Below are 24,937 nucleotides of genomic sequence, written 5' to 3'. Positions count from 1 at the left end.
AATCCCCATAACCGCCTCGGTACACCCCGCGGTTTCCTCCCTCGAGCGTTGTCCAACGCCTGCCCGCATACGCCGTCGCTTACTCACGCGGCAGCAGACATGGGCAGGCGTCGAACAACGCTTAACGAGAAGCGACATCAGCGTCGGGCGGTGATCGGGCACGAAGCGCAATTCGCCGTTACTGACGTTCAGACGTTCAGGCGACGGTTGCGCGCCTGCGAACGGCCGTTCCATCCGGGCGAAGCGGCAAATAGCATGTCTTGTCCACCCGACCGTCCACACGCAGATGTAGCCCCGCGCGCATGAATGTCGCGCACCTTCAGGCGACGCAACTCGTCGTGCTGCCAGGATCCAGCAACAGCTCCTGACGCCGCAGTGGTCAAATCTTTCGGAGAATTTTCGGCATTTATTCGGCATACCGTCGTGCAATCCGATGCCGCCCTACCTATGCTGGTGTTGCCAACGAAGTCGCGTATTCCGCTATCAGGCGCGATTCGTTGCAACGGGCTTCACAACTGTTCGATTGTCGATATCGACGATCTGTGTGCCAGCCCAGCGTACGCTCCCGAGCGTCATGGCCGCCTCCTATCACATCCCTCCTAAATGGGAGTGCCGGACGCCCAGAATGTCCTGATTCATAGGAAGGTGATTTGCGGTATTAAATGTGCGCCCTCCTTTGCGCACCGGGCTAACCAGCCCCAGTGGTCTCTATGGCAATAGAAACCGTTCACGTATGACGGATCGGCAACACGCGCCCCGACCGGTGGGCCGGGCAGCCGAGCCGCGGCCGCCATACGGATCCGCTATCCCGGAGAAGTGAAATGAAGCAGACCAGAATCGCGGCGACCGTCGCCGCGGCCGTCGCCTTCGCGTTCGTCGGCGCGGCCGCTCACGCGCAAACCCAAAACCCGATCGATCCGCCACAGCCCGTCGACCAGAACGCGCTGCAGGCAGTCGGCGGATCTCTCGCGCCGCAGACCGCAACGGGTGCTCCCATCGGCAAAACCCGCGATCAGGTCTATCGCGAGCTCCTTGACTCGGAACGCAATGGCGAAGCTAAGCGCATCCGGGGCCTGTACGAAGGCGCCAAATGATGCTGGCCGCGCGGGCCGTAGACGCCAATCCGTTTTTCGAGGCTGCGGATCCGGCCTATCGACCGCCGGCATAGGAATCCCAAATTGGATGCGCGCCGGCCGGGTGCCGCGGATACCGGGATAGGCTATTCCAGTAGAGCTGGAGCGAACTTTCCCACGGCTCTCTCGCGGGGTAGCCGGCTTTCATTGAGAGGGTGACATCATGAATGTAAAAACGACTTTCAACTTTTCTCAGACCATCGTAGCCAATGCCATCGTCTGCGGCATGTGCGTCCCGACGCTCGTGAGCGCTCAGGGCATACCGAAACAAGGCAGCTTCGAAGCCACATACTACGGCGTTGGCTCGGTCACGAAGAGCATGCCCATGGAGGGCGACGACGCCGTCATGTTTTTCGAGGACACCATTCTCGTCCCAAGCAATCCTTCCGTGCCCCTGTTCCAGAGCGTTTCAGCCAAATGCATCACCGTCGGCTATTCCAAGGGCGCATCGAATGGCTACTGCATTTACACGGACAAGGACGGAGATAAGTTTGTCGAATCCATCGTCAAGCCGGGCCCTAGAGCGGCCGGCAAAGGAACCCTCGCGTCGGGCACCGGGAAGTACAAGGGACTAGAAGGACAGTTGGATTGGGAACTGGTCGCGTTCCTGCCCGCCGACAAAGGCAGCTATAACTACATCGGCAAGAAAACTGGCCACTATCGCATTCCGTGAATCTCGCCCTCGCAATTTATCAACTTCCGGATCGCGTGTATTCGCACGCCCGGCTCGCGAGAAGTTTGTCTCAGTCAGCATGCCTGTGACCGGCTTCTTTGGGCCCCAGAGAAAGCTCGAGCATGCGAAAGTTGCGCTAGGCTTCATGCAATTTGCACACATCGGAGCTGGGTTAAGCTGGAGGTGCGTCTGTCTGGGGTCACGCGTTGTATCAGGCATTTTTCCCCGTCAGCCAGATCGGGTTGAGTTCGCGGGGCATTATCGACGCTGCAAACATCTGCGGGTGGTCCAGTCGTTGTAGGACATACCGAGCTTGAAAGATTCATCATCTCCCCACGAGTCTCGCGGTGCGTTGAAGGCTGCACCGGCGATCATCGGTTCCGATCGGACAATCGGCCGACGAACCTCCATCCCTGATCGGCCAGCCAGACGTACGTGAAGCCCGTTGGACCATCGATGAAAACGGTTAAGGGCCGTTCGGATCCTGACACCTCCTGTTTTCCCTGCGTCGATGCGGAAGCGATTCGCGCTTCGCCCTGCTTCAATGGCGCGGCTTGATCTTCAAGCGACCAACCGTCCTCGCTAACGTACGTGAGCCGCGACGTACCGCCCGACGGGCTTCGTAGCGTGAGCGTAAGTGGCCGTCCGTCGACGTCCATTGGTCGGGTGCCACGGAAGTCCAGGTTCGCCGTCACCGATTCATCCGCAGCTGCGGCGACACGCTCCGTAGACGACGCAGCCACGCCTACGCGGCATGCCGCTTCAAGCGCGATGAACACCACGAAGGCAAACGCTCCGGGTTTGATCTGAGGCATTTTCATGTCGAGCACCTCCGCGCTGCCGAGCTGAAGGGGGCGCCGGCTCCGTTAGCGGAGCCGTTTCAGTGGCTGCTATTCGTTAAATCAGCATAGGGGCGGGGGAATCGGGTCGCACGAAGGTACGCCGAATAAACGCCGAAATTATGCCGAAATGAATGACCATGGCGACGGTACATGGCAGCAGGTCCCTGCATGACCAAGGCCGGGGCGAGTTTCGTCGCCGGTTGGAATACAAGAAGACGTGGCGCGGCGGCTTCTTCGTCGCCGTTTACCTAAGGAATACAAGTCTGACGTGTCCGTGTGGCGGCCACCAGTCGGCCGAGAGTCGCAAGACTCAAGCGTTGTTTGCCTGCGTTGAGTGCGGCCTCGCAGCGAACGCCAATCACGTCGGTGCGCTCAATGTTTGTAGCGGCGTGACACGCCGTAATTACCTGTGGAGGGATCCCGCAGTCGGGCCACCCGCCGAAGCATGAACTCACCGAAGGTGCTCGCGCACCCGTAAGAATCCTCATCCTCCAGGGCGCGAGAAGTATGTCAAACAGCAGCCGTTCGCGCCGTTCCCTTTCTTCATCGACGGAAAGCGCCTGGGCGCTTCACTGTCATCGCTGAAGAGCTGATACGCCCGCTCAATCTCTTCCCGAGCCCGTTCTTCGCGATTGAGATGCAACGCTTCCATTCGCGGCGTCCATTGTCGTAAAGGACGTCGACGACCTCGAAGCGCGCCGTATTGCGCTCACCGAAAACATCCAGCGCGACAAACTGTCTCCTGCCGAAGAAGCCGTCGATACAGCCGAGTTGCTGCTCGAACTGCACGGCGGCGACCGCGACGTGACTGCCAAGCTCCTCGGATGGTCACGCTCGACACTGGACAGCTGCGTTGCGCTGCTGAACTGTTCGAAGGCGGTGCTCGACGCGCTGAGCGAGCGGAAAATCAACATCGCTCGACGCTAAATTGCTGGCGGCACTCTCGAAAGAGAATCAGGACGAGGTCCTGCCAGTCGTTGTTTCGGAGAAGCGCTCGGTCGCCGACGTGATGAAACTGGTCGAACAGGCATCCTGCGCGCGTGGTTCTGCCATTTTCCCGCCGGGCTTGAACAGACGAAGGCCCGTCACGCTTGTGCACGCAACGGGAGAGCCGCCGAACCACAACGGCCACGATTGCACCGAAGGCGGAAAAGGCGCAAAACGTAGAGATATCGGCATGCATCCGCGACGCCAGCAGCTATTCTTCAGACACAGCGACTAGCGCGGCTCCGGTCGGCCCCGCGGGTCGTTGGTGGCCCATTCCGCCCCCACGCGGAGAGGGGAAATGTATGTCACGTCCCAACTTGCCTCGGCCCGTGCGACCCGCACCGCATCGTTGGCCGTTGAGCAGGCGCATCTGGCTAGCTGTCGGTATCACGCTCACCGGACCGCCGTTTACCCATGCTGCGCTTGCCGCGGGTGTTCTTCCGCAAGGCGGCCAGTACGTCGCCGGGGCCGGCGCCATCTCAAGTCAGGGTAACGCGCTGCTGGTCACGCAGCCGGGTTCGACGCGCGGCGTGATCGACTGGGGCAGCTTCTCTGTCGGAGCCCAGAACCGCGTGAGCTTCGACAATGGCTCGGGCGCGACCTTGAACCGGGTCACGGGCGGCTCGCCGTCGACGATCCTCGGTAGACTCAGCGCAACGGGCAGCGTATATCTGGTCAATCCGCAGGGCATCGTCGTTGGCCCGTCGGGCGTCGTCACAACGGGTGGACGGTTCGTCGCGTCCACGCTCGATGTCTGCAACTGTGCTTTCATGAAAGGCGACCCACTCACGCTGTCGGGCGATTCAAATGCGCGCGTGATCAACCTCGGCAAAATCAGTTCCAGCGGCGCCGATGTCTTCCTGATCGCGCGAGGCGCGGTCATCAATATGGGCACGATCAAAGCGCCGAACGGCACGGTCGAACTGGCCGCCGGCGAACAGGTGCTGTTGCAGGACTCGACCAGCAGCAAACAGGTGTTCGTGCAGACGGGCAGCCAGGGGACGGTCGTCAACAGAGGGCGCGTCGTCGCCGCGCAGATCAGCCTGCAGGCCGCCGACGGCAATGTATATGCGCTCGCCGGCGCTGGCACGCGGGTCCGCGCGACGGGCACAGCGAATCGCGACGGCCATGTTTGGCTCGTCGCTGACAGCGGCCGTGTGGAGCAGTCGGGCGTGATCGCGGCCACCAACGCGGACGCCAGCGGCGGCACGGTCGACACTGACGCGGCGCAACTGGCGTTCGGCGCCAGGGCCTCCGTCCAGGCGGGCGAATGGAATCTCTCGACGCCCGCGTTCACGATCGACAAATCCGCTGCACGCGCACTGCGCCGCAGCCTGAATGCGGGCACCTCTGTCGGTGTGACCACGACAGGCGCGATGAACGCGACGGGCGACATCGACATCGCATCGAACCTGAACTGGCGCGGCCCCGCTTCGCTGACGCTCGACGCTTACCGCAACGTGTCGGTCGGGAGCAACGCGACGATCGCGAACAATGGCGCGGGCAATCTGAGCTTGCGCGCCGACGCAACCGGCATCAACAACGGCGGCGGCGTCGTCAACAACGGCACGCTCGACTGGTCGAAGAGTACCGGTGCGCTGAGCGCTTTCTACGACATGAACGGCACCTACGTTGCCGGTACCCAACTGAGCAACCCGGCATGGACGCCCGTCGCATTCAGCGGCCTTGTTACGCAGCTCACCGCGTACAGGCTGGTGAACTCGCTGACCGATCTGGCGAACGTCGCCAACGATCTCACCGGTAACTACGCGCTCGGCAGGAACATCGATGCGAGCGCGACGAGCAACAGCCCCTTCTTCTCAATTGGCAACGCCAATACGCCTTTCACTGGTCAATTTGACGGACAAGGCGATTCGATCAGCTCGCTTACGCTTGCGCCGTTGGGCGGCATGTTCGGAGAAATCGGCGCCCAGGGTGTCGTGCGCAACGTAAATATTTCTGGCACGGAGAGCGTTGCTATCGGATTCGTCGGGCCCATTGGCATCCTGGCAGGCATGAACAACGGCAGCGTAGTCGGAGTGAACACGTCCGGCACGGTGATCAGCAGCGGACCCGAGGCGGCTTCTTCGCCCGACTATTCGACAGCGGGTGGGCTTGTGGGCATCAACACGGGATCGATCCTGCGTTCTTCGAGCAGCGCCGCTGTGACCGCGGGTAATGTGCTCGGCGGTCTGGTGGGCGCGAATACGGGCCTGATCAATCAGTCGTTTGCTACGGGGCCCATCGTATCGCTGAGCTATATCAATCAAGGCGGCGGCGGCCTTGTCGGTGATAACAGCGGCACGATCAACCAGTCTTATGCAACCGGCTCGACAACGCTTCAGGGCTATTGCCGAGGCGCATCCGGTACGCCGTGCGGCGGCGCCGGACTCGTCGTCACGAACGAAGGAACGATCACCCAGTCATTCGCAACCGGCCTCGTGACGCAGCCGCTCTACGAACCCATCGGCATCGCGCGGACTAATACAGGCACGATCTCGAACGATGTGTATTGGGACGTCCACACCACGGCTGCTACGATCGGCGTCAAGTACGGCGAACAGATCCCCGCAGCAAACGGGTTGACCACGGCTCAGATGAGCACGGCCGCCTCGTTCGTGGGGTATGACTTCAGTGCGCCCGGCGTGTGGGCGATGCCTGCCGGCGCGACGCATCCGGTGCTGCGCTGGCAACTGGCGCAATGACATACGCGCAGCCAGTCAGTAGGGCTGTCAGCGAGCTTTCGACGCGGGACGATCTTGCCCACGAAGTTGCCAAGGCACGCGTCCAAAAAAGCTCGAACACGCCAACGTTTTCGCCTCACGAATGTCCGCTGTGCTTGGAAACGAGCCGCCCAGGTCGCACCCGGACCACTGGCTGAATTGGGTCGGGAAGACCGCTTCAATTTTCCAAAGGCCGACGTTGATCCGGCACCTGTTTGTGAATGTCGCCGACCAACGTTCACGGGATCGAAGTCAGATGAGAATGGGCGAAACCGCCGGGCGAGAATCGGCCTTAAGACCAGCCACCCGTCACCATGACATCCTCCGCCGTGATCATGCGGCTGTCGTCGGCCGCGAGGAAGAGCGCCATGCGCGCGAGATCGCCGGGCTCCATTTCCTCGTCGATACACTGGCCGCGCCGTATCTCTTCGCGGCCTTCGTCGGTGAGCCACAGGTTGCGTTGTTTCTCGGTCAACACCCAGCCCGGCACGAGCGTGTTCACGCGGATCCCATACGCGCCGAGGTCCTTGGCGAGCCCGCGCGTCAGGCCCTGTACGGCCGCCTTGCTCATTGCGTAAACCGGGAACTGGCTGCTCTTGAGCATCCAGCAATGCGAGCCGAGATTAATGATCGACCCCGCGCGTGCGGCCTTCATATCCTCGACCACGGCCTGCGCTGCGAACAACTGATGCCGCACATTGACTGCAACGCCTGCATCGAACGACTCGGGCGTAACGTCGGCGAGCGCGTGGCGGCGATCGTTCGCCGCGTTGTTCACGAGCACCTCGATCGGTCCGAATGCGGCCCGCACCTCGTCGATGGCCGCGTGCAACGCGGGAATGTCGGTGACGTCGCAAGCGACGAAGAGCGGTTTATGGCGCGCGTCACCGAGCGATTTGGCAAGAGCTGTTCCCGCGTTCATGTCGATGTCGAGAAAGCCCACACGTGCGCCTTGCGCAACGAAGTGCTCAACGAACGAAGCGCCAATGCCACTCGCGCCGCCCGTGATGAGCACAACCCGGTCGACCAGGCTGGGATAGCTCGCGTAACGTGCTTGTCCAGAAGATTTTTCGATAGAAGTTGCCATTCACTTTCCGTATTGATGAATCGCGTACACCGCGATTTTTTTAATCGATCGAGCAGCACCGCGAGCAGGATCACGCCGTGCACGAGGTACTGACAGAACGCCTCGATGTTAAGCAGATCAATCACGTGGTCTTCGATGCACCGCCGTGCGACGTCGCGCTCGATGGCACGGCGGCGTTCTTTTCTGCTGCCGATGATCTGGGCGACACTTCGGAGGCGCTGCCGAACGGGAAGTGGGCCACGCTTGACCAGTTCCGGGACGTGGCCGCAATGGCCTGGTGACGCTGGACTTGGTCGTCGAGGTCGCACATCCAGGGTTCTTGAGCTTCACGTTGGCATACCCATCGCCTGCCTTGCACCAATGCGTTGGGCTGAGGCGACTGCTTTTCGGCGTATTCGTCGCGCTCCATTAGCCAGTAGAACTTCTGGTTCCAGGCACCGGGTCGGCACCAGGCGGCGGCTTGGATTTTACGCCCAAATCAGGAAACGGGAAGATCGCGGTTTGGGGGAAGTACAACTCGACGGACGAATCACATGCGAACATGCTGTGCGACGACGAAACCGGCGGTGCGCCATGCAAGGTTTCTTATGGCAGCCCGGCCTACAGCTGCCTTTCGGACAGGCGCAAGTTCAATGACTGCTTCCCGGGTGCAACTGCCCGCCGTACCGTCAGGTTTGCGCGTGCATCATCACCGGTGGCCGACAGTTGAACGACTTCCCGATCAACCCAGCCGTGGGCATCGCATACGTGACCACATATCGCGAAACACGATCCGCTCTCCCGGGCCTGGAGCACGACGGTAATCGCGACGGCAGAACGGTGCTCGCGGGATAGCCTTTCACACCGGCAATTGCGGGTCCTTCAGCGAGCGCCTTGGGGCGTGCGCCGAGTGACTATGGATGCATCGCCGACATCACGGCCGATGGTGGAACTTCCGGACCGCCCGACAGCGTATTTCGTACCGCAAAGCAGCTGACGGGCCGAGTTGCTAAGGCTCGTGTAGGGTGGCAGCGGCGTCCGACTGGTTTTCATGAGAGCTGTTGCGAGACACTCGCGCACCACCGCGCCAGTCTCTCCATTGCCGCCTATTACCAAAGTGATACAGCGGCAGCGAGGCTCGGAAATCATACTGGCCCCGACCTGTCCGGTTTTTCGTCCGTAACGCCGCGCCGGGGCTTGTCCTCGTGGCACAGGTTGTTAAATTTTTTGGCATCGTCTGTCGTCTATCGCGTAGGGGCACCCGGATTGCCGCAGTGCCGGATAGACCACTATGAGGAGGTCATCATGAATTCGCCTAACCACGCAGTTGCGAAAACTGTCGCTTACCTTTTGGTCGCATGCTCAGCATCGCTGACCGCGCCTGCTTTCGCAGGGGCGTACGTACCTTGCCGCTCCGGCAGCGGAGCGACAGACGCGCAAAGCGGCCAATCGATGCCGTTGCACCACGCCAGCGTGGTTCACAAGAAGAATGGCGGCGTCAACGGCGGCGTGCCAACCCCGTCGCAGTCCGGCAAACGCGTTCCCGGCGGCGACTCCATCGATCCCATGTATCGAGGAGGTTGATGCGCCCGAGGCAGCACTCGAAGAAGGCTGGCACGCCGATCCGGTCTTTCCGAAGCACCCTGCGGCTGAGAGCGGTGATCGTGCTTTCGTGAGGAGGTCGTATGCGCAAGTTCAAACCTGTCGGTGCGGTCACATTCGTCGCGGTGATGCTGGGCGTCGGTCTGGCGAATTACATCGGTCCGGCACACGCCTGGCCGCCAGAGCCGATGTTCGTCATTAACGCCGAGCCGGGGCCTTTCGTGACAACGGACGTTCTTGATTTTCTGGACATCGTCTATGTGCACCCGTATCGCCGCGGTGCCCGATAGACAACTATGAGGAGGTGCATCATGAAGTCGCTTATCCAGGCAGTTGCACTTGCGGCCGCGATCGCTGCGCCGGGCATGTCTTTCGCACAATCGGAGCAGCCGGTCACGCGCGCGCAGGTCAAGGCGGAGATTCTGCAGCTTGAGCAGAATGGCTATAACCCGGCCAACGCGCTCGATGCCCAGTATCCCGCGGACATTCAGGCCGCCGAAGCGAAGATCGCTGCACAGGACAGCCAGCAGCCGGCCAACAGTGACATTGGCGTCGCAACGACCAACGCCGCTGCACAGGCAAGCCAGCAGGAGGGCAGCAATGACGTTGGCGGAACGACCGTTGGCACCTCAGCTTCCGGTAGCGTCCCGCAGGTGTCGAAGCCCTCGCCATCTTCGTGCGTTGGTCCCGCAAGTTATTGCAACCTTTTCTTCGGTAATTGACCGCTGACGGGCCGCCCGACACCGCGCCGACGATCCGGGTAACGTGCCTGGATCGTCGGCGCGTCATGGCTTCACGGAGTCCGACAGCGACCAGCTCGATTCGACCCTGAACGGTCCGCAAAAAGTGGACAGCCTCCGACGCGCAGATCGCCATTCAAGCGTCGGCTTCGCACTCGGCACCAGACCGTCGCGGTTGGGATCATCCCGACAACATGTCGGCATTCATGCGGATTTTTTCTCGTGTTGCTGACCCCACCGTCGACGCTATGAGCGACGCACGCCATGCCACCATCCAGCACGAGCGTCGCAAGGTGGTTACTGCCGCGCCGCTATCCGCACGCGCTCGCCCGCTTTGGTTCGCGCCGACGCGATGGACATGCCCAGGCCAAGCAACGCCAGGCAGACGACGGGCACGAGCATCGGAGCGCTTGCGTTGCCCGCGACCTTTCCTATGTAAGGCATCAGGTTCTGCGCGAAGAAGCCTCCGAGATTGCCAATCGAATTGATCGCCGCGATGCTGGCTGCAGCGCGGGCGCCCGTGAAGTATCGCGGGGGCAGCGACCAGAAGCATGGATAAAGCAGGGGAATGCATGCGCCGCCCAGCACGAGCGCGGCAAATTGCAGCGGCAGGCCCGGCAGCACGAGACTTAGCGCGAAGCCGATCACGCCGACGCCCGCAACCAACGCCATCGAGCGGAGCACCACACCCTCGCGTTTCAGCTTCGCGGGCAGCCACAGAAGAAGCAGCGCGGAGAGCATCCACGGAATCATGTTGAGCAGACCATTGAGCGACGAATGGGAGACGCCGCCGCTTTTCAGCAGCGTGGGCAACCAGTACGTCACGCCGTAGAGCGAGGTGGACATCAGCATGTAGCCGCACGCGAACATCAGCACGCGTTTGTCGACGAGCGCCCGCCACGGATGCCCGGCGGTCGCTTGCGCCGGCGCCTCGCGCCGCAGCGCCGCGATCATCAGGGCTTTTTCTTCGTTCGACAGGAACGGGGCGCGTTCGACGGACTCAGGCAGAAAGCGCAACGCAACGAGTGCGACGAGGACAGCAGGTATCCCGGTTGCCACGAACACCCACTGCCAGCCGGCGAGACCCAGGTTGCCGTCCAGCGACAACAGCAAGCCGCCCGCGAGTGAGCCGAGCATGTTGGCGAGCGCGCTGCCGAGCGTGAAGAAGCCGAGCATGCGTGTGCGATGACTCTGCGGAAACCAGAGCGTCAAATAGAAGATGACGCCCGGATAGAAGCCCGCTTCGGCGACACCCAGTGCGAACCGGAACACATAGAAGAGTCCCGTTGAATGTGTGAATGCCATCGCCACGGTAATGGCGCCCCAGGTTGCCATGATGCGTGCGAGCCAAAGGCGAGCGCCGAAACGATGCAGCGCAAGCGTGCTCGGCACCTCGAACAGCAGGTAGCCGATAAAGAAGAGCGACGCGCCCAGACCATATGACGCCTCCGACATTCCCAGTGCATGCACCATCTGCAGCTTGGCAAAGCCGACGTTCTGCCGGTCGATAAAGGCGATCAGGAACATCACGATCAACAGCGGCATGAGCCGCCAGGCGACCTTTTTCACGACAGCCTGCTCGGCAATCATGGTTTGGCTCACAATCAATCTCCGTTCAAATGATTCATATATATGTTTAGGCGAATCCGTTTTCTCGACAATGGGTAGAAACCCGTTCTGGCTAGATTTCATGGCACATTTAGGGTTATCACTGATCTGCGGTTAGCCTTGATCGTGAAATCATATAGATGAATTGAACGGAGACTACGATGCCTGCCGATGACCGGTTGCCCCGTTACCAGCGTTTGCGCGACGAAATGGTCGCTCTGATCGCGGCTCGCCATTGGCGGCCGGGTGAAGCGATCCCTACCGAGCAGGCGCTCGCCAAAAGCTACGACGTGGCGGTCGGGACGGTCCGTAAGGCTGTCGATCTGCTCGTCGCGGAAGGCCTGCTGGAACGCTTTCAGGGCAGAGGGACGTTCGTGCGCCGCGCGAGCTTCGACAGCTCCCTGTTTCGTTTCTTCCGTTTCCAGACACGGCAAGGCGAACGACGCATTCCGGAGAGCCGCATCTTGCGACGCGAGGTCGTCGATGCGCCGTCGGCTGTCGCCGCGATCTTGCAGATTTCGAGTACCGCGCGTGTGATCCAGATGACTCGCCTGCGGCTGATCGACGGCGTGCCGATGCTCGCTGAAGAAATCTGGCTGCCCTATGTCCGGTTTGCGGCGTTTGCGCAGATGGACCTGAATGAAGTCGGTGACTTGCTGTACCCCGTGTACGAGGCGCAATGCAATCAGGTCGTGGCGTCTGCCACGGAAACTCTGACAGTCGAAGCCATTGGCCCGTTGCATGCACGGCTGTTACGCATCGAGCCGGGCACGCCCGCCGTCGTCATCGAGCGTCTTGCATACGGCTACGACAGACAGCCGCTCGAATGGCGCCGCTCACGCGGGCCTGCCAGCGAATTCATCTATCAGGCCGAGATCCGCTAGCGATCGCGCGCCGTCACAAACAAGTTGTTCCCACCCAGGAACGACGACCTGGGAGACAGCAATGTTCAAGTGGTTCAGCCAGATTTCAGGCAATGAGCGTCGGACGTTCTGGGCGTGCTTCGGCGGATGGGCGCTTGATTCGCTCGATGTGCAGATGTTCAGCCTCGTGATTCCGGCGATCATCGCCGAGTGGTCGATCAGCCGCACGCAAGCGGGGCTCGTCAGCGGCGTCACGCTGGTGGCGTCGGCGCTGGGTGGCTGGATCGCGGGCATGATGTCGGACCGGCTGGGGCGCGTAAAGACGCTGCAATGGACCGTCGCGTGTTTTTCCGTGTTCACGTTCCTGTGCGCGTTCGCGCAGAACTATCCACAGTTCCTCGTGCTGAAGACACTGCAGGGGTTCGGCTTCGGCGGAGAATGGGCGGCGGGCGCCGTGCTGATGGCCGAGACCATCCGCAGTGAGCATCGCGGCAAGGCGATGGGCAGCGTGCAGAGCGCATGGGCGGTCGGCTGGGGTGCAGCGGTGCTGCTGTATGCACTGATGTTCTCGCTGCTGCCTGCGGATACCGCGTGGCGCGTGATGTTCGGGGTTGGCATCGTTCCGGCGCTTCTGATTCTGTACGTCCGACGCGGCGTGCAGGAGCCTGCCGCGCCGGCCCGCGCAACGCGCGATGCGCGCGCGCGTCAGCAGCCGACGCCTGGCCTTGTCGTCGGCATCTTTTCTCCGCAAGTGCTCCGCATGACGCTCATCGGCGCACTGCTCGGCGTTGGTGCGCATGGCGGCTACTACGCGCTGATGACCTGGCTGCCGACGTTTCTGAAAAGCGAGCGCCATCTGTCGGTCTTGAGTACGGGCGGCTACCTCGCCGTCGTGATCGTCGCGTTCTTTTGCGGGTGCCTCGTGAGTGCGCAGCTGCTGGATCGCATCGGACGCCGCAAGACCATACTCACGTTTGCGATCTGCTGCGTGATAACGGTGATCGCCTATCTGTTCCTACCGCTCGGCAATACCGCGATGCTGTTCTTCGGTTTTCCGCTAGGCTTTTTTGCAGCGGGCATTCCGGCAAGCATGGGCGCGCTGTTCAACGAGCTGTATCCGCGCGGGATGCGTGGCACTGGCGTCGGGTTTTGCTACAACTTCGGCCGCGTCGTGTCGGCGGGATTTCCGGTGCTCGTCGGGCACATGTCCGCGACCATGTCGCTTGGAACGGCGATCGGCATCGATGCGGGACTCGCATACGCACTGGTCGTTCTGTCCGTGCTGATGTTGCCCGAGACACGCGGCCGCATGCTGGACGAAGCCACGCTCGAGCCCGAACACACAGGCGCGCTTTCTCACGCGCAAAGGCATTGACGCGCGAGACACTCGCCGCAATCCAGCAAGAATGGTGATGAAGGAACGTCCATGATCGAGAAGTCGGGGATACAGGGGAGCCACCGGCAGACTGTGTATCGTCCAGCCCACATTGCATCTGTCGATACTCATGCTCACGTATTCGAGCGCGGCCTGCCGCTCGCCGAAAAGCGTCGCTACGTGCCCGACTACGACGCCACGCTCGACGCATACCTTGCCCAACTGGACACGCACGGCGTATCGCACGGCGTGCTTGTGCAGCCCAGCTTTCTCGGCACAGATTGCAGCTATATGCTCGATGCGTTGCGCCGCGCGCCGCAGCGGCTACGCGGTGTCGCCGTGATCGAGCGTGATTGTCGGATCGACACGCTGACGGAGATGGCGAATGCGGGCATTGCAGGGATTCGGCTGAACCTGATCGGACATGCCGATCAGCCGCTCGACAGATGGGTGAGCGCGCAAACGCTCGCCCATGTCCGCGATCTGAAATGGCATGTCGAAGTGCATGCGGAAGCTGCGCGGCTGCAGGGCATCGTCGAGCCGCTTCTGGACGCTGGCATGAATGTCGTTGTCGATCACTTCGGCAGGCCCGATCCGGATATCGGTGTAAGAGACGTAGGCTTTCGCCGTCTTCTTGAACTGGCTGACACGCAGCGTGTGTGGGTGAAGATCTCGGCCGCGTACCGGAATCGACGGCAGTTTCGACCGGATGACCATGATGCGCAGGAAGCATTTCATTTTCTGAAAGCGGCTTTTGGCGTGCATCGCCTTATGTGGGGCAGCGACTGGCCGCATACGCAGTTTGAAGCAGACGAGGATTTTACTCACGCGCTCGAACTTCTACGCGCGCTGCTCCCTGTTGAAGAAGAGCGCAGGGTTGTTCTGGCAGACACGCCTGCAAGACTTTACATGTTCGACATTGCGTGATTCACATGGCGCATTGCAAGGGCAGGACTGGCTAGACGGGTTGACGTCTCACCCGACAGGTTGAAACATTTTTGGCGCAAAGCACTGCGCAGACAACGCTCACTTCATACCTCGCTCGAGAGCAACCTATACCCCCCGCCCCTATATGAGGTAAGATAGCCCCCTACACTATTTTGGGGCTTGCCGTGAGCCATACGATTCGTGAAAAGCAGAAGCTGCTCAACCGGGTGCGCCGCATCAAGGGCCAGGTCGAGGCCATTGAGCGGGCACTTGAAGAAGAGCGCGGATGCATGGATGTGCTCCAACTCATTACCAGTGGCCGTGGCGCGATGAACGGGCTGCTCGCCGTCGTGCTTGAGGACCACATTCGCACCCATCTGGTCGATGCAGAACCGGCTGACGAACATGGCAGCGGGACCGAGCAATTGATCGAAGTAGTCCACAGCTACTTCAAGTGAGAGAAGCATGAGCAAGTTCGAAGACGCCGCCTTCGGGGCGGGACATGACCACATCTTCCTGGGCGCTGCCCACCAGGAAAACGAGCGCAGGACGTGGATGGTGATTGCGCTGTGCAGCGCGATGATGGTGGCTGAAATAGTCGGTGGGAGTCTGTTTGGCTCGCTGGCGCTCGTCGCCGACGGTCTGCACATGTCGACACACGCTGGCGCGATGCTCATCGCCGCTTTGGCTTATACCTACGCCCGCAAGCACGCTGGCGATAACCGCTTCGTATTTGGCACCGGCAAACTGGGAGATCTCGCGGGTTTTACCAGTGCGATTGTACTCGCGATGATCGCGCTGCTGATCGCGTACGAAGCTACTTCGCGCTTTCTCTCGCCCGTGCCGATCCAGTTTGGTCAGGCGATCCCCATCGCCGTGCTCGGACTGCTGGTCAATCTTGCGAGCGTCTGGCTGCTGAGCGGCGATCACCACGGCCACAGCCATGGGCATAGCCACGGACACCGTCATGGCCACGGTCACGAGGACGAACACAGTCACGAGGGAGAGGTGCATCGCATCTTCGGTAGCGCTGGCGTATTCGCCCTATCGGTCTTCGAAGACGGTGTTCCGCCCGTCTTCCGCATTACGCCCGAAGCGGCTTCCTCAAAACTGAACGCCAATGCTGTTTCGGTAACGACGATCCGCCCCGACGGCACGCACCAGACCTTCGCGTTTGCCGACCGCGGTGGCTATCTGGAGTCCAAGGAGGACATTCCCGAGCCGCATGCATTCAGGGCCGTTGTCCAGCTGCCCGATGGTGAACATCATGTCGAGTTCGAGGAACACGAGCACGATCATGAAGCTCAGTCAGCCGCGAACCGTGACCACAACATCCGCTCGGCCTACATTCACGTCATTGCCGACGCAGCGGTTTCCGTGCTGGCGATCATCGGCCTGCTGCTCGCGCGTGCGTTCGGCTGGGTCTGGATGGACCCGCTTGCAGGTGTAATCGGCGCACTGGTGATTGCGAACTGGTCGTGGGGCTTGATGCGCGACACGGGCGGTATCCTGCTCGACATGAATGTGGACAAGCGGATGACCGACAACGTCCGTCATGTCATCGAAGACAACGGCGACACCGTGCTTGACCTCCACGTCTGGCGCGTCGGTCCGGGGCATATGAGCGCGATCGTTTCGGTGGCCACCGATGAAGTGCGGCGCAACCCGGGCTTCTACCGCACAGCACTCAAGCGTTTCAAGGGACTGTCGCATGTGACCATCGAAGTGAACCCGACCGGCGTCGTAGTCTGAGCGATGGCAGTCAAATCGCCATGCATCGATGTCTGTGCGTTCGATGGCAAGACCGGTCTTTGCATCGGCTGCTTTCGGACGCTCGATGAAACCCGGGGCTGGAAGAAGATGACGGACCACCGGCGTCATCAGATACTCAATGAGAAGACCCGGCGACAGGAGAAGGTCGCACGCGAGGTGCAGGTCGCTAAGGTGACAAGCTGAAGGAATAGACCTGTTGCCCGGCACTGCCTGGGATGTCCGAAGTACACCAAATTCCGGCCGTTCGAGCGGGGAGTAAGTATAAAGGAAAAGAATCGCCGCCTGTATCGTGGTCCATAAGCGAACGCCTTTAGGCACATTGAGCCACGTTTCGACTCGTCTTTAGCTCGATAAGAAATACCGCAAGAACATACAAACTTCCATCCACCGGATCTCCTTAGGCGGCCAGCAAAATGTAAGCTATTGCCGATCGAGCGAACACGTGGGCGTCCTGCTCGCCACTTTCGTCAACCTCGGCATCCAGAGCTACCTCTCGAGCGCGGACGCGGCGGCCTATGGCTGGCGGATCGCGTTCCTGTTCGGCGGATTCTGTGGGCTCTTGTCCTACTGGATGCGCCGCAATCTGGACGAGTCCCCCGAGTTCAAGGAGATGCATGGCGCCGTCGCCAGGCAACCATTTCGCGAGACGCTGCGACATCATGGAAAAGCTGTCGCCGCGGGAGCGCTCACTATCGCTGTGATGGCCGGCGTCAACGGCATCCTCTACGGTCACATGCCGGCCTTTCTGGTTCAACAATTGCACTATGCGCCCCAGAAGGCGGCGATCGCCCAGAATGCCTATCTGGTCGTCAGCTCGTTCGGTCTGCTCGCTGCGGGCTGGCTGGGAGACAAGATTGCGCGCCGATACCTGCTGCGAACGTCAGCGGCGCTGCTGATTGTGCTGAGCTACCCGTTCTATTGGGCGCTTGTGAATCACACTGTCGATCCGGTCGTTTTATTCGTTCTCGCCGCGGTGGTCTTTTCACTGGCAAGCGGTACGTGGCCCTCTGTCCTCGCCGATCAGTTCCCCGTCCAGGTACGATTCAGCGGGATCGCCCTTGCGTACAACATTTCGGTGGTCGTATTCAGCGGCTTTGCACCGCTGCTCGCCACCATGCTGGTTCGCGCGACAGGATCATTGACAGCACCAGCCTACTACGTCGTAGGAACATGTGCGGTCGCTCTGCTGGCGAGCTTTGCATTGCCCCGGCACAGTCTGCGGCCCATTTCAGCGCGACATTGGCTGAGGGCGCGCGCAGCCGCCCCGGCTGTCTCGCGGGAGGACTCGCACGCGCGCACCGATTGACGTGCAACTTGTGAAGACTACTCGTGCGGCACCGTGCCGATCTGACATGGATCAATGCCTTCGTTCGTCTGGTCAACGATGAGCCGTCAACTGGACGCGCACGGCGCGCGATACCGGCACAAGGCAGTGGCTCATTCAAAGTTCCGTGAGTACGATCCGGCCGTCGACCTTGCCTTCGCGCAATGCGGTGAACACTTCGTTAATGTTCTCTAGCCGCTCATGGTGGATATGTGCGCGCACTTTTCCCTCGGCCGCGAAATCGAGCGATTCCTGCAGGTCGCGACGCGTGCCCACGATGGAACCGCGAACCGTGATGCCATTCAGTACCGTTGAAAAGATCGGCAGAGGAAAGTCGCCGGGCGGCAGGCCGTTGAGCGCGACGGTACCGCCGCGGCGCACCATGCCGAGCGCTTGCGCGAACGCGCCGCGCGAGACAGCGGTCACGAGAACGCCATGTGCGCCACCGATCTGTTTCTGGACCTCGCTCGCAGGATCGGACGTCGAGGCGTCGATGGTGATTTGCGCGCCGAGTTTGCGCGCAAGTTCCAGCTTGTCGGGCGCGACATCCACGGCAACGACATGCAGGCCCATCGCGACGGCGTACTGGACCGCGACATGACCGAGGCCGCCGATGCCCGAGATGGCGATCCACTGACCGGGCCGGGTGTCCGTGACCCGAATGCCTTTATATACGGTGACTCCGGCGCAGAGGATCGGCGCGATTTCGTCGAACGCGACCCCGTTCGGTAGATGACCTACGTAGTCCGGATCGGCGACCACGTATTCGGCGTAGCTGCCGTTCACGGAATAGCCGGTATTCTGCTGCTCGTGGCAAAGCGTCTCCCAGCCCGTCTGACAGTATTCGCAGCGACCGCATGCGGTATAGAGCCACGGCACCCCAACGCGGTCGCCTTCCTTCACGTGCGTGACTCCCGCGCCAATCGCCGCGACATGTCCGACACCCTCGTGACCAGGGATGAAAGGCAGGCGAGGCTTGACCGGCCAGTCACCATCGGCGGCATGAAGGTCGGTGTGGCAGACCCCGGAAGCCTTCACGTTGACGAGAATCTGACCCGCAGCGGGCGCAGGAACCGCCACTTCTTCTATCCGCAGCGGCTCGCCAAAGGCATGGACTACCGCAGCTTTCATGAATTGAGCCATCAGTCGCTCCTCAGTGAGTTTGTGATTCTCACGAGTATCCTCGCCAGGCCCGCTAGTGTTTTGCGATAGATCAACGTAAACGACCGTCCTAACGTATTGATCTAAGAGCGTAAGTGGAAGCGGACCGTTGCACCGACATCATCCAGCGACTCAAGTTTCTCCAGTACCGGACCTGACGAAGTGCAGGAAAACAAGGCCGCCAAAATGGCTCGAATCGAATCGTCCGTCATTCCTTCCGGATTGCACAGCCGGAAGAAACGCATGCCGTCGCAGAGGCTGAGGAGGGCCGCCGCGAGCGCTTCAGGTTGAGCAGGCCGGCCGCCGTCGCCTGGACGCACGCCTGCGCACAGACACGCGGCCAGCTTCGCCAGCTTCCTTTGCCGCAACCCGGTGACCCGCTCCCGAACCGTGCTATCGCGCGACGAGAGAAGGCCCGCTTCGACCCACAGCGGGAAGCAATCATTGTCGAATTCAGCGCAACTCAGACGCGCGAGTGCGCGACCCTTTTCCTGGTCCGGCGCGCCAGGCGATTTGATGATCGCCTGCCAGTCCGCGCACGTCTTTTCTACATCGCGTTGCAGCAATTCGAGTAGCAGTTCCTGCTGACTGCTGAAGTTTGAATAGAAGGCGCCGCGTGTGTAGCCGGCCGCCTCGGCGATGTGTTCCACACTCGTCGCGGCCAGGCCCCGCTCGATGAACGAACGGCGCGCTGCGTCGAGCAGGCGCTCTCGCGTCTGCTCTTTTTTGCATGCGCGTGTCAGGCGTACCGGCTTCATGGATGAATACAGACCGCCGGCATCAGTCCACCTCAACCGCGTTCGTCGACTGCACGAGGCCGATCTCGCCGACATACACGCTCTCGCCCAATACGCATTCGCGCAACGCATTGCCCAAGCCATGACGAATCTCGATCCGATAATGGCCGCTATCTTTGATGAGCCGCGAGAACCGGAAATCGCCGAACGCGTCGGTGACGGTTTCGGCCACCTTCCGATTGCACCAGTACAACGCAACGGCCGCATCAGCGACACACTCGACGACCTGCCCCACCTGCGCGCTGACGCTACCGCCGATAAAGCATGTCTCCCAACGATCGAGGCCGCTGTACCAGACGCGGGGACTGGTTTTTAACCTCGGTTCCAGAACTTTGAGTCCTTCCCGTCTGGCCTTCTCTGCCATCGCGGCGTCATCGAGCCTGACGGTTTCGAAAACGCCCGTTGGGCACGCCTGTTCGCATCGCGGGTGCGGCCAACCCTGATCCAGCAGATGGGCATCGAAGATCCATGTCTGCGGCAGTTGCAATGCCTCGTTCCATACGATCGCCTTGTATGGACAGGCCTTGACAAGGTCCTTTCTGCCCCGCGCCTTGTCCGGATCAATGATGACGATGCCGTCGGCGCGCTTGCGGATGGCATCGCCGCCTACACGCATGCAAGGTGCGTCGTCGCAGTGGTTGCACATCACCGGCAGGTACGTCGTCTCGACCATGTGCGAATCGCCTTGCACGCGGCGCATGATGCGAATGGCGCTTTCGGCATCCGCCGAAGCCGGTGCCGAGTAACCAGGAAACTCGTTGCCAACGTGCTCGTCGCGCGCGGCGATCACGCAGTTCTGGCAGTTCTCGCAGCGCCCGACCTTGATAACCAGATTCCACTTGCTCATGGCGTTTCTCCTCACGCTGCGCGACCGAGCAGGAACGCATCGGCGCCTTTCCATTTTTCGACCTGTACGAGGCATGAGTTCGGACTCATGCTGCTGGTGCCTGCCGTTTGCGACCGGTCGGGCGTGAGCATGTTCATGCAGCCGCCGATCTCGACACGTTCGCCGTCCACTTCGATCAACTGGAATTCCGCGCTTGCCTCATACGACTTGACGACGCCCGGGGTCAACAGAGCAGACACATCAGCCGCACAGATCACGGCGCCGCGGTCGTTGTAGACCTTGACGAGGTCGCGATGAGCAATGCCCCGCGCGGCCGCGTCTGCGAACCCAAGCCTCAGCAGCCAGAAGCGATGCCCGCCGATCAGCGCACGATGATCCTCGACGCTGTTGACTGACGAATTCTTGCCGTCGCAATGGGTATGAAAACTATAGCGGCTGTGAGTTGCTATCAGTTGCAGCGGATAGCGCCGGGCCAATTCACTGCGCAATCCCTCCCAGGACGGGATATACCGGTTCAGCGGGGGTCGCTCGGGGTTATCGGCGGTGTGCCGCTTAAGCAACTCCGGCACGAACTCGAGCTTGCCGCTCGGCGTCTGCAGGCCCATCCCGAACTTTTCGGCATACTGCGACGGCATCGGATGCGGTTCCTGCAAATCCTTACGCCGACCTTCGGCGAACCACCGCATGTCGACGGGATGGCGCAATTCGGGCTTTTCTGGCGGTACGACGAAATAGCCTTTGCGGCAGAATTCGCGCCACGTGACGTGATCCGGCAGATCCGACGACTCGAATACCCGCTTGACCCAGTCGAGTTCGCCGCAACCCTCGGTAAAGACACCGCCAAGACCAAGACGCGTCAGAATAGCGGCGAAGATATCGTAGTCCGAGCGGGATTCGCCTAGAGGCTCGATGCACTTGTGCTGCATCGTCACCATGCGATGATTGACGGTGTTGAAGCCATGATGCGCGTAGCCGCCCGAATTCGACCACTCGCCGATATCCCATCTCTCGAGCGACGTGCAAGCCGGCAGAATGATGTCGGCGAACTGCGCCTCCCCTTCCATCCAGATCGACTGGTTCACCACGAACTCGATGCTGGAATGTCGATAAGCATCCGCCCAGCATCCGGACTTCGTGACGGTGCTGAAAGCCGACCCGCCATAGCGATAGATCATGTGGATCGGTGAATAGCCCGGCATCGGGTAGCTGAACGGCGCGAACTGCGCTTCCTGAGACATACCGTCCCACAGGTATCCCGTCGCATGGCCGTTGATGATGGCATCGGGTAGCTGCTGCCGCGGGACCATCTGTTTGACGGGATTCATGGTCAGGATGTGCGGCATGCGCTGATAGTTGTTGACGGCATTGGCGGTCCACGCAAGGTCGCCGGACATCCCGCCGTCCGCGTAGCCCGGGAAATAGAAGTGGAGGTCGTGCGGAGCACCCAACTGCAGACACCCAAAATTGACGCCCGGCTTGCCCCACCCCTGCATCGCCATCATCATGATCACGCAGCGCGCCCATTGCGCCCCGGTCGCGCCGCGTCCTGCCCCGCCGAATCCCGCGCCTGTCATGCCGACAGAGAGATAGGCCTTCTTTTTCCCCCACAGGCGAGCGAGCGCCCGCACGTCCTTGGCGGGCACGCCGGTCTCGGACTGTTGCCATTCGGGCGTCTTCGGCACGCCGTCCGTATCGCCCAGCAGATAGGCGCGCCACTCGTCGAAGCCGGTCGTGCGGTTGGCAACGTAGTCCTCGTCGTATAAACCCTCCACGGCCCAAACGTACATGATCGCGGTCGCGAGAGCGGCATCGGTTTGCGGTCGCACGGGAATCCAACGCCCGCCCAGCAACTGCGCGGTCGGATTGCAGTGTGGGTCGATGTGAACGAACTCGATGCCCAGTTCTTTGGCCCACAGGCGCCGCGGCGTACCCTCGAATCCCGCATACGCGCCGTTAGTGCTTTCCGGATCGGAAGACCAGAAGACGATCATCTCGGCCTCCTTCAGGCAGTCTTCAATGCCGCCATAGCCTGACGGCACACCGACGCGCATCGAATTGCCGAAGTGATGCATCGCACCCCAGTACCAGCCTTCCCAACTGTCCGGATTCGCGGCAACCCGAGTGAAGCCAATCAGATTGGCAAAGCGGGTGAGCGCGCTGAGGTAGTAGCCGATGTTCCCCCACTGATGATGCGACGACATGGGGAACGTAATTGAGCCGGGACCGTGAACACGCTTCTGCCGGTTGATTTCTTTCGCGACGATGTCCAGCGCCTCGTCCCAGCTGATCCGCACGTAGCCCGACTTGCCGCGGTTCTGCGGATTGCGCTCGCCGTCTGCGTCGAAATCAACGCGCTTTAACGGATGAAGAATCCGTTTGTCGGAATAGACAAGCGACTTGATCGCCAATGCGTGCGGTGCAACGAGGCCTCGCCGTGGTGGGCTGAAACGTCGCCCGCGCGCCTCGATTTCCCAGCTGGCAGCGTCCTTGCCGTCCAGATCGATGGGCGTCACCCGAACGATGCGACCATCCTTCACGTACACGAACAATGGGCCACCGTTCGTGCAGGTCGTGTACCGGCGTGTGCCGTCCCGCATTGGCGTGCCCATCGGCAGTCCAATGGTTTGCATCATACTGAGCGTTTGCATGAACCACACCAGCAGTTCATCGTCGCCTTCCGTCACCACCTTGAAGTTCTTTGCCGCATGAATAATTTCAGCATGGTCCTGCCGTGGGGAAAGAAATTTCAGGGCCGTGGCGACATCCTTGAACAGGATGCTCACGTCGGCTTGCCCACGCGTGCAAGGGCGCGACCGGATGCGACCGTTCCTGATTTCGAGGACGCGGCCGACGCTCCGATCCATCAGCCCGATCCTGGCGGCAATGTCCCGCTCCTTGAGGCGCTGACGATAGGCGGGAAAACGGCGTGCCGTCAGGTCGAGTACTTTGGGCAGCGCGAACAGAATCGATTTGAGCACTTGTCGCTTCATGGTTTCACCCGAGATGAAACATTGAAGCAGGAGATAGCCAAACCGCTTGCACAACCATTACTCCCACGCGCGCGACGGAAAGCGTACGCCGTAGCGTTACGCCCATCGGGGCGTCATCAGCGTGTATCGAATGGTCGCATTTCCTCATTTTGTTGTGCATTTGAACCTCTAAACTGGTTGAACGTATTCCGCCGTGTCCGGCGCATGAAACGCTGTCCTTGTGGGCTAGAAGGTATAAGCGACATTCAGGAAGACATTTACGGGATTTATACGGATCGTCGATCTCGAAACGATTTGCGTCCCATTAGCCGTTGTCCCGTCTAGCGTAAGGTGAGTCTTTACAGGAACGTAACCGACACTCGCCCCCACGGACCAGTGATTCGTTATCGCGTAATAAGCCCCGATCTCGAATACCGGGTTCCAGGATGAACTGAGGGATCCGTGCGCCGACCCACCTGGACCGAGACTGTCAGTGACAAACTGACTGTTCGTCGTGCGCACCTGGGTGAACCAGGTATAGTTCACGCCTAGCCCAATGAAAGGACGGAACTTCGACTGGGCGGAAAGCAGGTGGTATCGAAAGACAAGCGCGGGCGGAATCGGCCGTGTCGAGCCCAGAGTGCCATACTTCGCGAGCGAGCCATCCCCGACCAGATCCACCGTGAGCGGGAGTCCGATGAGCGTCGCGATGCCGATGTGTTCGGTGACGTAATACTCGGTCGTGATCCCCATTGTGTCCGTGGACGTCGCATGCGCCCCAGTACCGGGCAGTTGCTGATTCACTGTCATCCCACCCACGCTTTCCACGGTCAGCGGCGTTGCACTGCTCTGTGGCGCGACGTGGAGCCACCCGGTCGCCACGGTGAAGCTCCCGGCCGTCTGCGCGAGCGCGTTACCAGCAAACGCGACCGCGCAGAAGCACACCGCGAAACCAGCGGCACGAACCGTTCTCCTGTCATTCATCACGTGTCTTCTCCTGTCTCATTGGCTGAATAGTTTTTTGTCGCCCTGCCGGTCACGGCGCTTCATGGGGCGCCCTTGACCGCGTGGTGTCGGCCTGACTTCGTTCGATTGCATCGAACGAAGTCAGGCGCGCTTCTTATGGAGTCGTACTAAATGAAATGACGCGCTTTCGCGCGTCTCTGATGACGCTTTTCACCGCTCTTCTTCTTCGCGCCCGCAGTAAAGGCGCCTGGCTACAGATCTATGCCTGGCGTGAGATTACGACGCGCTCTCGAGAACGGGATATGTCAGTGAGCCCGCATTGACGGGCGCGCAGCTTCCGGCGGGATCACGCGCCACGAACCATCGGAGTGCCGGAAGAAAAACAGGCCAACGCTTTCCCCTGGCAGAACCAGTTCGATGTGTACGTAGACTCCCTGATTCGACTGCGCGCGACCCCGTCGGGTAATCCGCAGCGGCGTTGCCGAAACGGAGCCGAGCCATTTTTCAACAAGCGATCGCAACGTCGCTTCCGGTGCAATACCCATCTTCGTCTCCATCCAA

General features: G+C 60.9%; 25 protein-coding genes and 1 pseudogene. 16 read left to right on the top strand and 10 right to left on the bottom strand.

All coding sequences use genetic code 11. The features are described from left to right. Positions 1–821 precede the first annotated feature (821 nt). Together VSR82_RS21315 and VSR82_RS21310 are read left to right on the top strand one after the other, a co-directional pair. Positions 822–1,094 (top strand): hypothetical protein, encoded by a 273-nt coding sequence (locus tag VSR82_RS21315; RefSeq protein ID WP_429462860.1) that lies wholly within the window; start codon positions 822–824, stop codon positions 1,092–1,094. Positions 1,095–1,296: 202 nt separating this feature from the next. Further along, positions 1,297–1,806, top strand: coding sequence for a hypothetical protein (locus VSR82_RS21310; protein ID WP_429462861.1), 510 nt, complete (start codon positions 1,297–1,299; stop codon positions 1,804–1,806). Positions 1,807–2,177: 371 nt separating this feature from the next. Here the strand turns inward: VSR82_RS21310 and VSR82_RS21305 are convergent, their stop codons facing one another. Then, complete coding sequence (locus VSR82_RS21305) at positions 2,178–2,627, bottom strand: hypothetical protein (RefSeq protein ID WP_498858041.1); 450 nt, start codon at positions 2,625–2,627, stop codon at positions 2,178–2,180. Positions 2,628–2,779: 152 nt separating this feature from the next. On the opposite strand from VSR82_RS21305, the gene VSR82_RS21300 reads away from it, so the two are divergent. Further along, positions 2,780–3,097, top strand: coding sequence for a zinc ribbon domain-containing protein (locus tag VSR82_RS21300; RefSeq protein ID WP_498858040.1), 318 nt, complete (start codon positions 2,780–2,782; stop codon positions 3,095–3,097). 94 nt (positions 3,098–3,191) lie between these two features. On the opposite strand, the gene VSR82_RS21295 is transcribed toward VSR82_RS21300, so the two are convergent. Then, positions 3,192–3,437, bottom strand: a complete 246-nt coding sequence (locus tag VSR82_RS21295; RefSeq protein ID WP_429462864.1) for a hypothetical protein — start codon at positions 3,435–3,437, stop codon at positions 3,192–3,194. On the opposite strand from VSR82_RS21295, the gene VSR82_RS21290 reads away from it, so the two are divergent. The 3 genes from VSR82_RS21290 to VSR82_RS21280 all read left to right on the top strand — a co-directional run bounded on the left by VSR82_RS21290 (position 3,420) and on the right by VSR82_RS21280 (position 6,340). Next, a complete protein-coding gene (locus VSR82_RS21290; RefSeq protein WP_368585022.1) occupies positions 3,420–3,575 on the top strand; it encodes a helix-turn-helix domain-containing protein in 156 nt (51 codons plus the stop codon). The two genes, VSR82_RS21295 and VSR82_RS21290, sit on opposite strands and share 18 nt — an antisense overlap. Before the next feature lies 1 nt (position 3,576). Further along, positions 3,577–3,870 carry a hypothetical protein gene (locus tag VSR82_RS21285; RefSeq protein WP_498858039.1) on the top strand — a complete coding sequence of 98 codons (294 nt, stop codon included), beginning with the start codon at positions 3,577–3,579 and terminating at the stop codon, positions 3,868–3,870. 67 nt (positions 3,871–3,937) lie between these two features. Continuing rightward, positions 3,938–6,340, top strand: a complete 2,403-nt coding sequence (locus VSR82_RS21280) for a two-partner secretion domain-containing protein (protein ID WP_429462866.1) — start codon at positions 3,938–3,940, stop codon at positions 6,338–6,340. A gap of 310 nt (positions 6,341–6,650) precedes the next feature. On the opposite strand, the gene VSR82_RS21275 is transcribed toward VSR82_RS21280, so the two are convergent. Further along, positions 6,651–7,445 (bottom strand): SDR family NAD(P)-dependent oxidoreductase, encoded by a 795-nt coding sequence (locus VSR82_RS21275; protein WP_368585025.1) that lies wholly within the window; start codon positions 7,443–7,445, stop codon positions 6,651–6,653. Positions 7,446–7,522: 77 nt separating this feature from the next. On the opposite strand from VSR82_RS21275, the gene VSR82_RS21270 reads away from it, so the two are divergent. From VSR82_RS21270 to VSR82_RS21260, 3 genes are all read left to right on the top strand, one after another. Further along, entirely contained in the window at positions 7,523–7,726 is a 204-nt protein-coding gene (locus tag VSR82_RS21270) for a hypothetical protein (protein WP_410842530.1), read from the top strand. A gap of 1,383 nt (positions 7,727–9,109) precedes the next feature. Next, positions 9,110–9,316, top strand: coding sequence for a hypothetical protein (locus tag VSR82_RS21265; protein WP_368585026.1), 207 nt, complete (start codon positions 9,110–9,112; stop codon positions 9,314–9,316). Positions 9,317–9,337: 21 nt separating this feature from the next. Beyond that, entirely contained in the window at positions 9,338–9,748 is a 411-nt protein-coding gene (locus VSR82_RS21260; protein ID WP_368585027.1) for a DUF4148 domain-containing protein, read from the top strand. 315 nt (positions 9,749–10,063) lie between these two features. Here the strand turns inward: VSR82_RS21260 and VSR82_RS21255 are convergent, their stop codons facing one another. Next, entirely contained in the window at positions 10,064–11,356 is a 1,293-nt protein-coding gene (locus VSR82_RS21255) for an MFS transporter (protein ID WP_410842533.1), read from the bottom strand. Positions 11,357–11,535: 179 nt separating this feature from the next. On the opposite strand from VSR82_RS21255, the gene VSR82_RS21250 reads away from it, so the two are divergent. The 7 genes and pseudogenes from VSR82_RS21250 to VSR82_RS21220 all read left to right on the top strand — a co-directional run. Beyond that, positions 11,536–12,258: a GntR family transcriptional regulator gene (locus tag VSR82_RS21250; protein WP_429462868.1), complete on the top strand. Its 723-nt coding sequence runs from the start codon at positions 11,536–11,538 to the stop codon at positions 12,256–12,258. A gap of 61 nt (positions 12,259–12,319) precedes the next feature. Continuing rightward, complete coding sequence (locus VSR82_RS21245) at positions 12,320–13,612, top strand: MFS transporter (protein ID WP_368585030.1); 1,293 nt, start codon at positions 12,320–12,322, stop codon at positions 13,610–13,612. Between the two features lie 51 nt (positions 13,613–13,663). Next, positions 13,664–14,539: an amidohydrolase family protein gene (locus VSR82_RS21240; RefSeq protein WP_429462869.1), complete on the top strand. Its 876-nt coding sequence runs from the start codon at positions 13,664–13,666 to the stop codon at positions 14,537–14,539. 185 nt (positions 14,540–14,724) lie between these two features. After that, positions 14,725–14,997 carry a metal/formaldehyde-sensitive transcriptional repressor gene (locus tag VSR82_RS21235; RefSeq protein ID WP_368585032.1) on the top strand — a complete coding sequence of 91 codons (273 nt, stop codon included), beginning with the start codon at positions 14,725–14,727 and terminating at the stop codon, positions 14,995–14,997. Between the two features lie 7 nt (positions 14,998–15,004). Then, the gene (gene dmeF, locus VSR82_RS21230) at positions 15,005–16,291 is read left to right on the top strand and encodes a CDF family Co(II)/Ni(II) efflux transporter DmeF (protein ID WP_429462870.1); all 1,287 of its coding nucleotides are present in this window, start codon (positions 15,005–15,007) and stop codon (positions 16,289–16,291) included. A gap of 3 nt (positions 16,292–16,294) precedes the next feature. Then, positions 16,295–16,495, top strand: coding sequence for a DUF1289 domain-containing protein (locus VSR82_RS21225; RefSeq protein ID WP_429462871.1), 201 nt, complete (start codon positions 16,295–16,297; stop codon positions 16,493–16,495). 256 nt (positions 16,496–16,751) lie between these two features. Continuing rightward, positions 16,752–17,618: pseudogene (locus VSR82_RS21220) on the top strand (MFS transporter); the annotation flags it as partial. 135 nt (positions 17,619–17,753) lie between these two features. On the opposite strand, the gene adhP reads toward VSR82_RS21220, so the two are convergent. The 6 genes from adhP to VSR82_RS21190 form a co-directional block, all read right to left on the bottom strand. After that, positions 17,754–18,779, bottom strand: a complete 1,026-nt coding sequence (gene adhP / locus VSR82_RS21215) for an alcohol dehydrogenase AdhP (RefSeq protein WP_429462872.1) — start codon at positions 18,777–18,779, stop codon at positions 17,754–17,756. Positions 18,780–18,880: 101 nt separating this feature from the next. Beyond that, a complete protein-coding gene (locus VSR82_RS21210; protein ID WP_368585044.1) occupies positions 18,881–19,555 on the bottom strand; it encodes a TetR/AcrR family transcriptional regulator in 675 nt (224 codons plus the stop codon). A gap of 22 nt (positions 19,556–19,577) precedes the next feature. Further along, positions 19,578–20,441, bottom strand: a complete 864-nt coding sequence (locus VSR82_RS21205; RefSeq protein ID WP_368585045.1) for a 4Fe-4S dicluster domain-containing protein — start codon at positions 20,439–20,441, stop codon at positions 19,578–19,580. Positions 20,442–20,452: 11 nt separating this feature from the next. After that, the gene (locus VSR82_RS21200; RefSeq protein ID WP_429462873.1) at positions 20,453–23,431 is read right to left on the bottom strand and encodes a molybdopterin-dependent oxidoreductase; all 2,979 of its coding nucleotides are present in this window, start codon (positions 23,429–23,431) and stop codon (positions 20,453–20,455) included. A 225-nt stretch (positions 23,432–23,656) separates the two neighbouring features. Next, on the bottom strand, positions 23,657–24,394 hold the full coding sequence (locus VSR82_RS21195; RefSeq protein ID WP_368585091.1) for an OmpW/AlkL family protein: 738 nt from the start codon (positions 24,392–24,394) through the stop codon (positions 23,657–23,659). 287 nt (positions 24,395–24,681) lie between these two features. Further along, positions 24,682–24,921, bottom strand: coding sequence for a hypothetical protein (locus VSR82_RS21190; RefSeq protein ID WP_429462874.1), 240 nt, complete (start codon positions 24,919–24,921; stop codon positions 24,682–24,684). Positions 24,922–24,937: the final 16 nt, after the last annotated feature.

This window comes from Burkholderia sp. JPY481, assembly GCF_038900515.1.
Lineage (GTDB): Bacteria > Pseudomonadota > Gammaproteobacteria > Burkholderiales > Burkholderiaceae > Paraburkholderia > Paraburkholderia youngii.
Note: the sequence above shows the minus strand (reverse complement) of the source record. Positions and strands in the feature narration are given on the sequence as shown.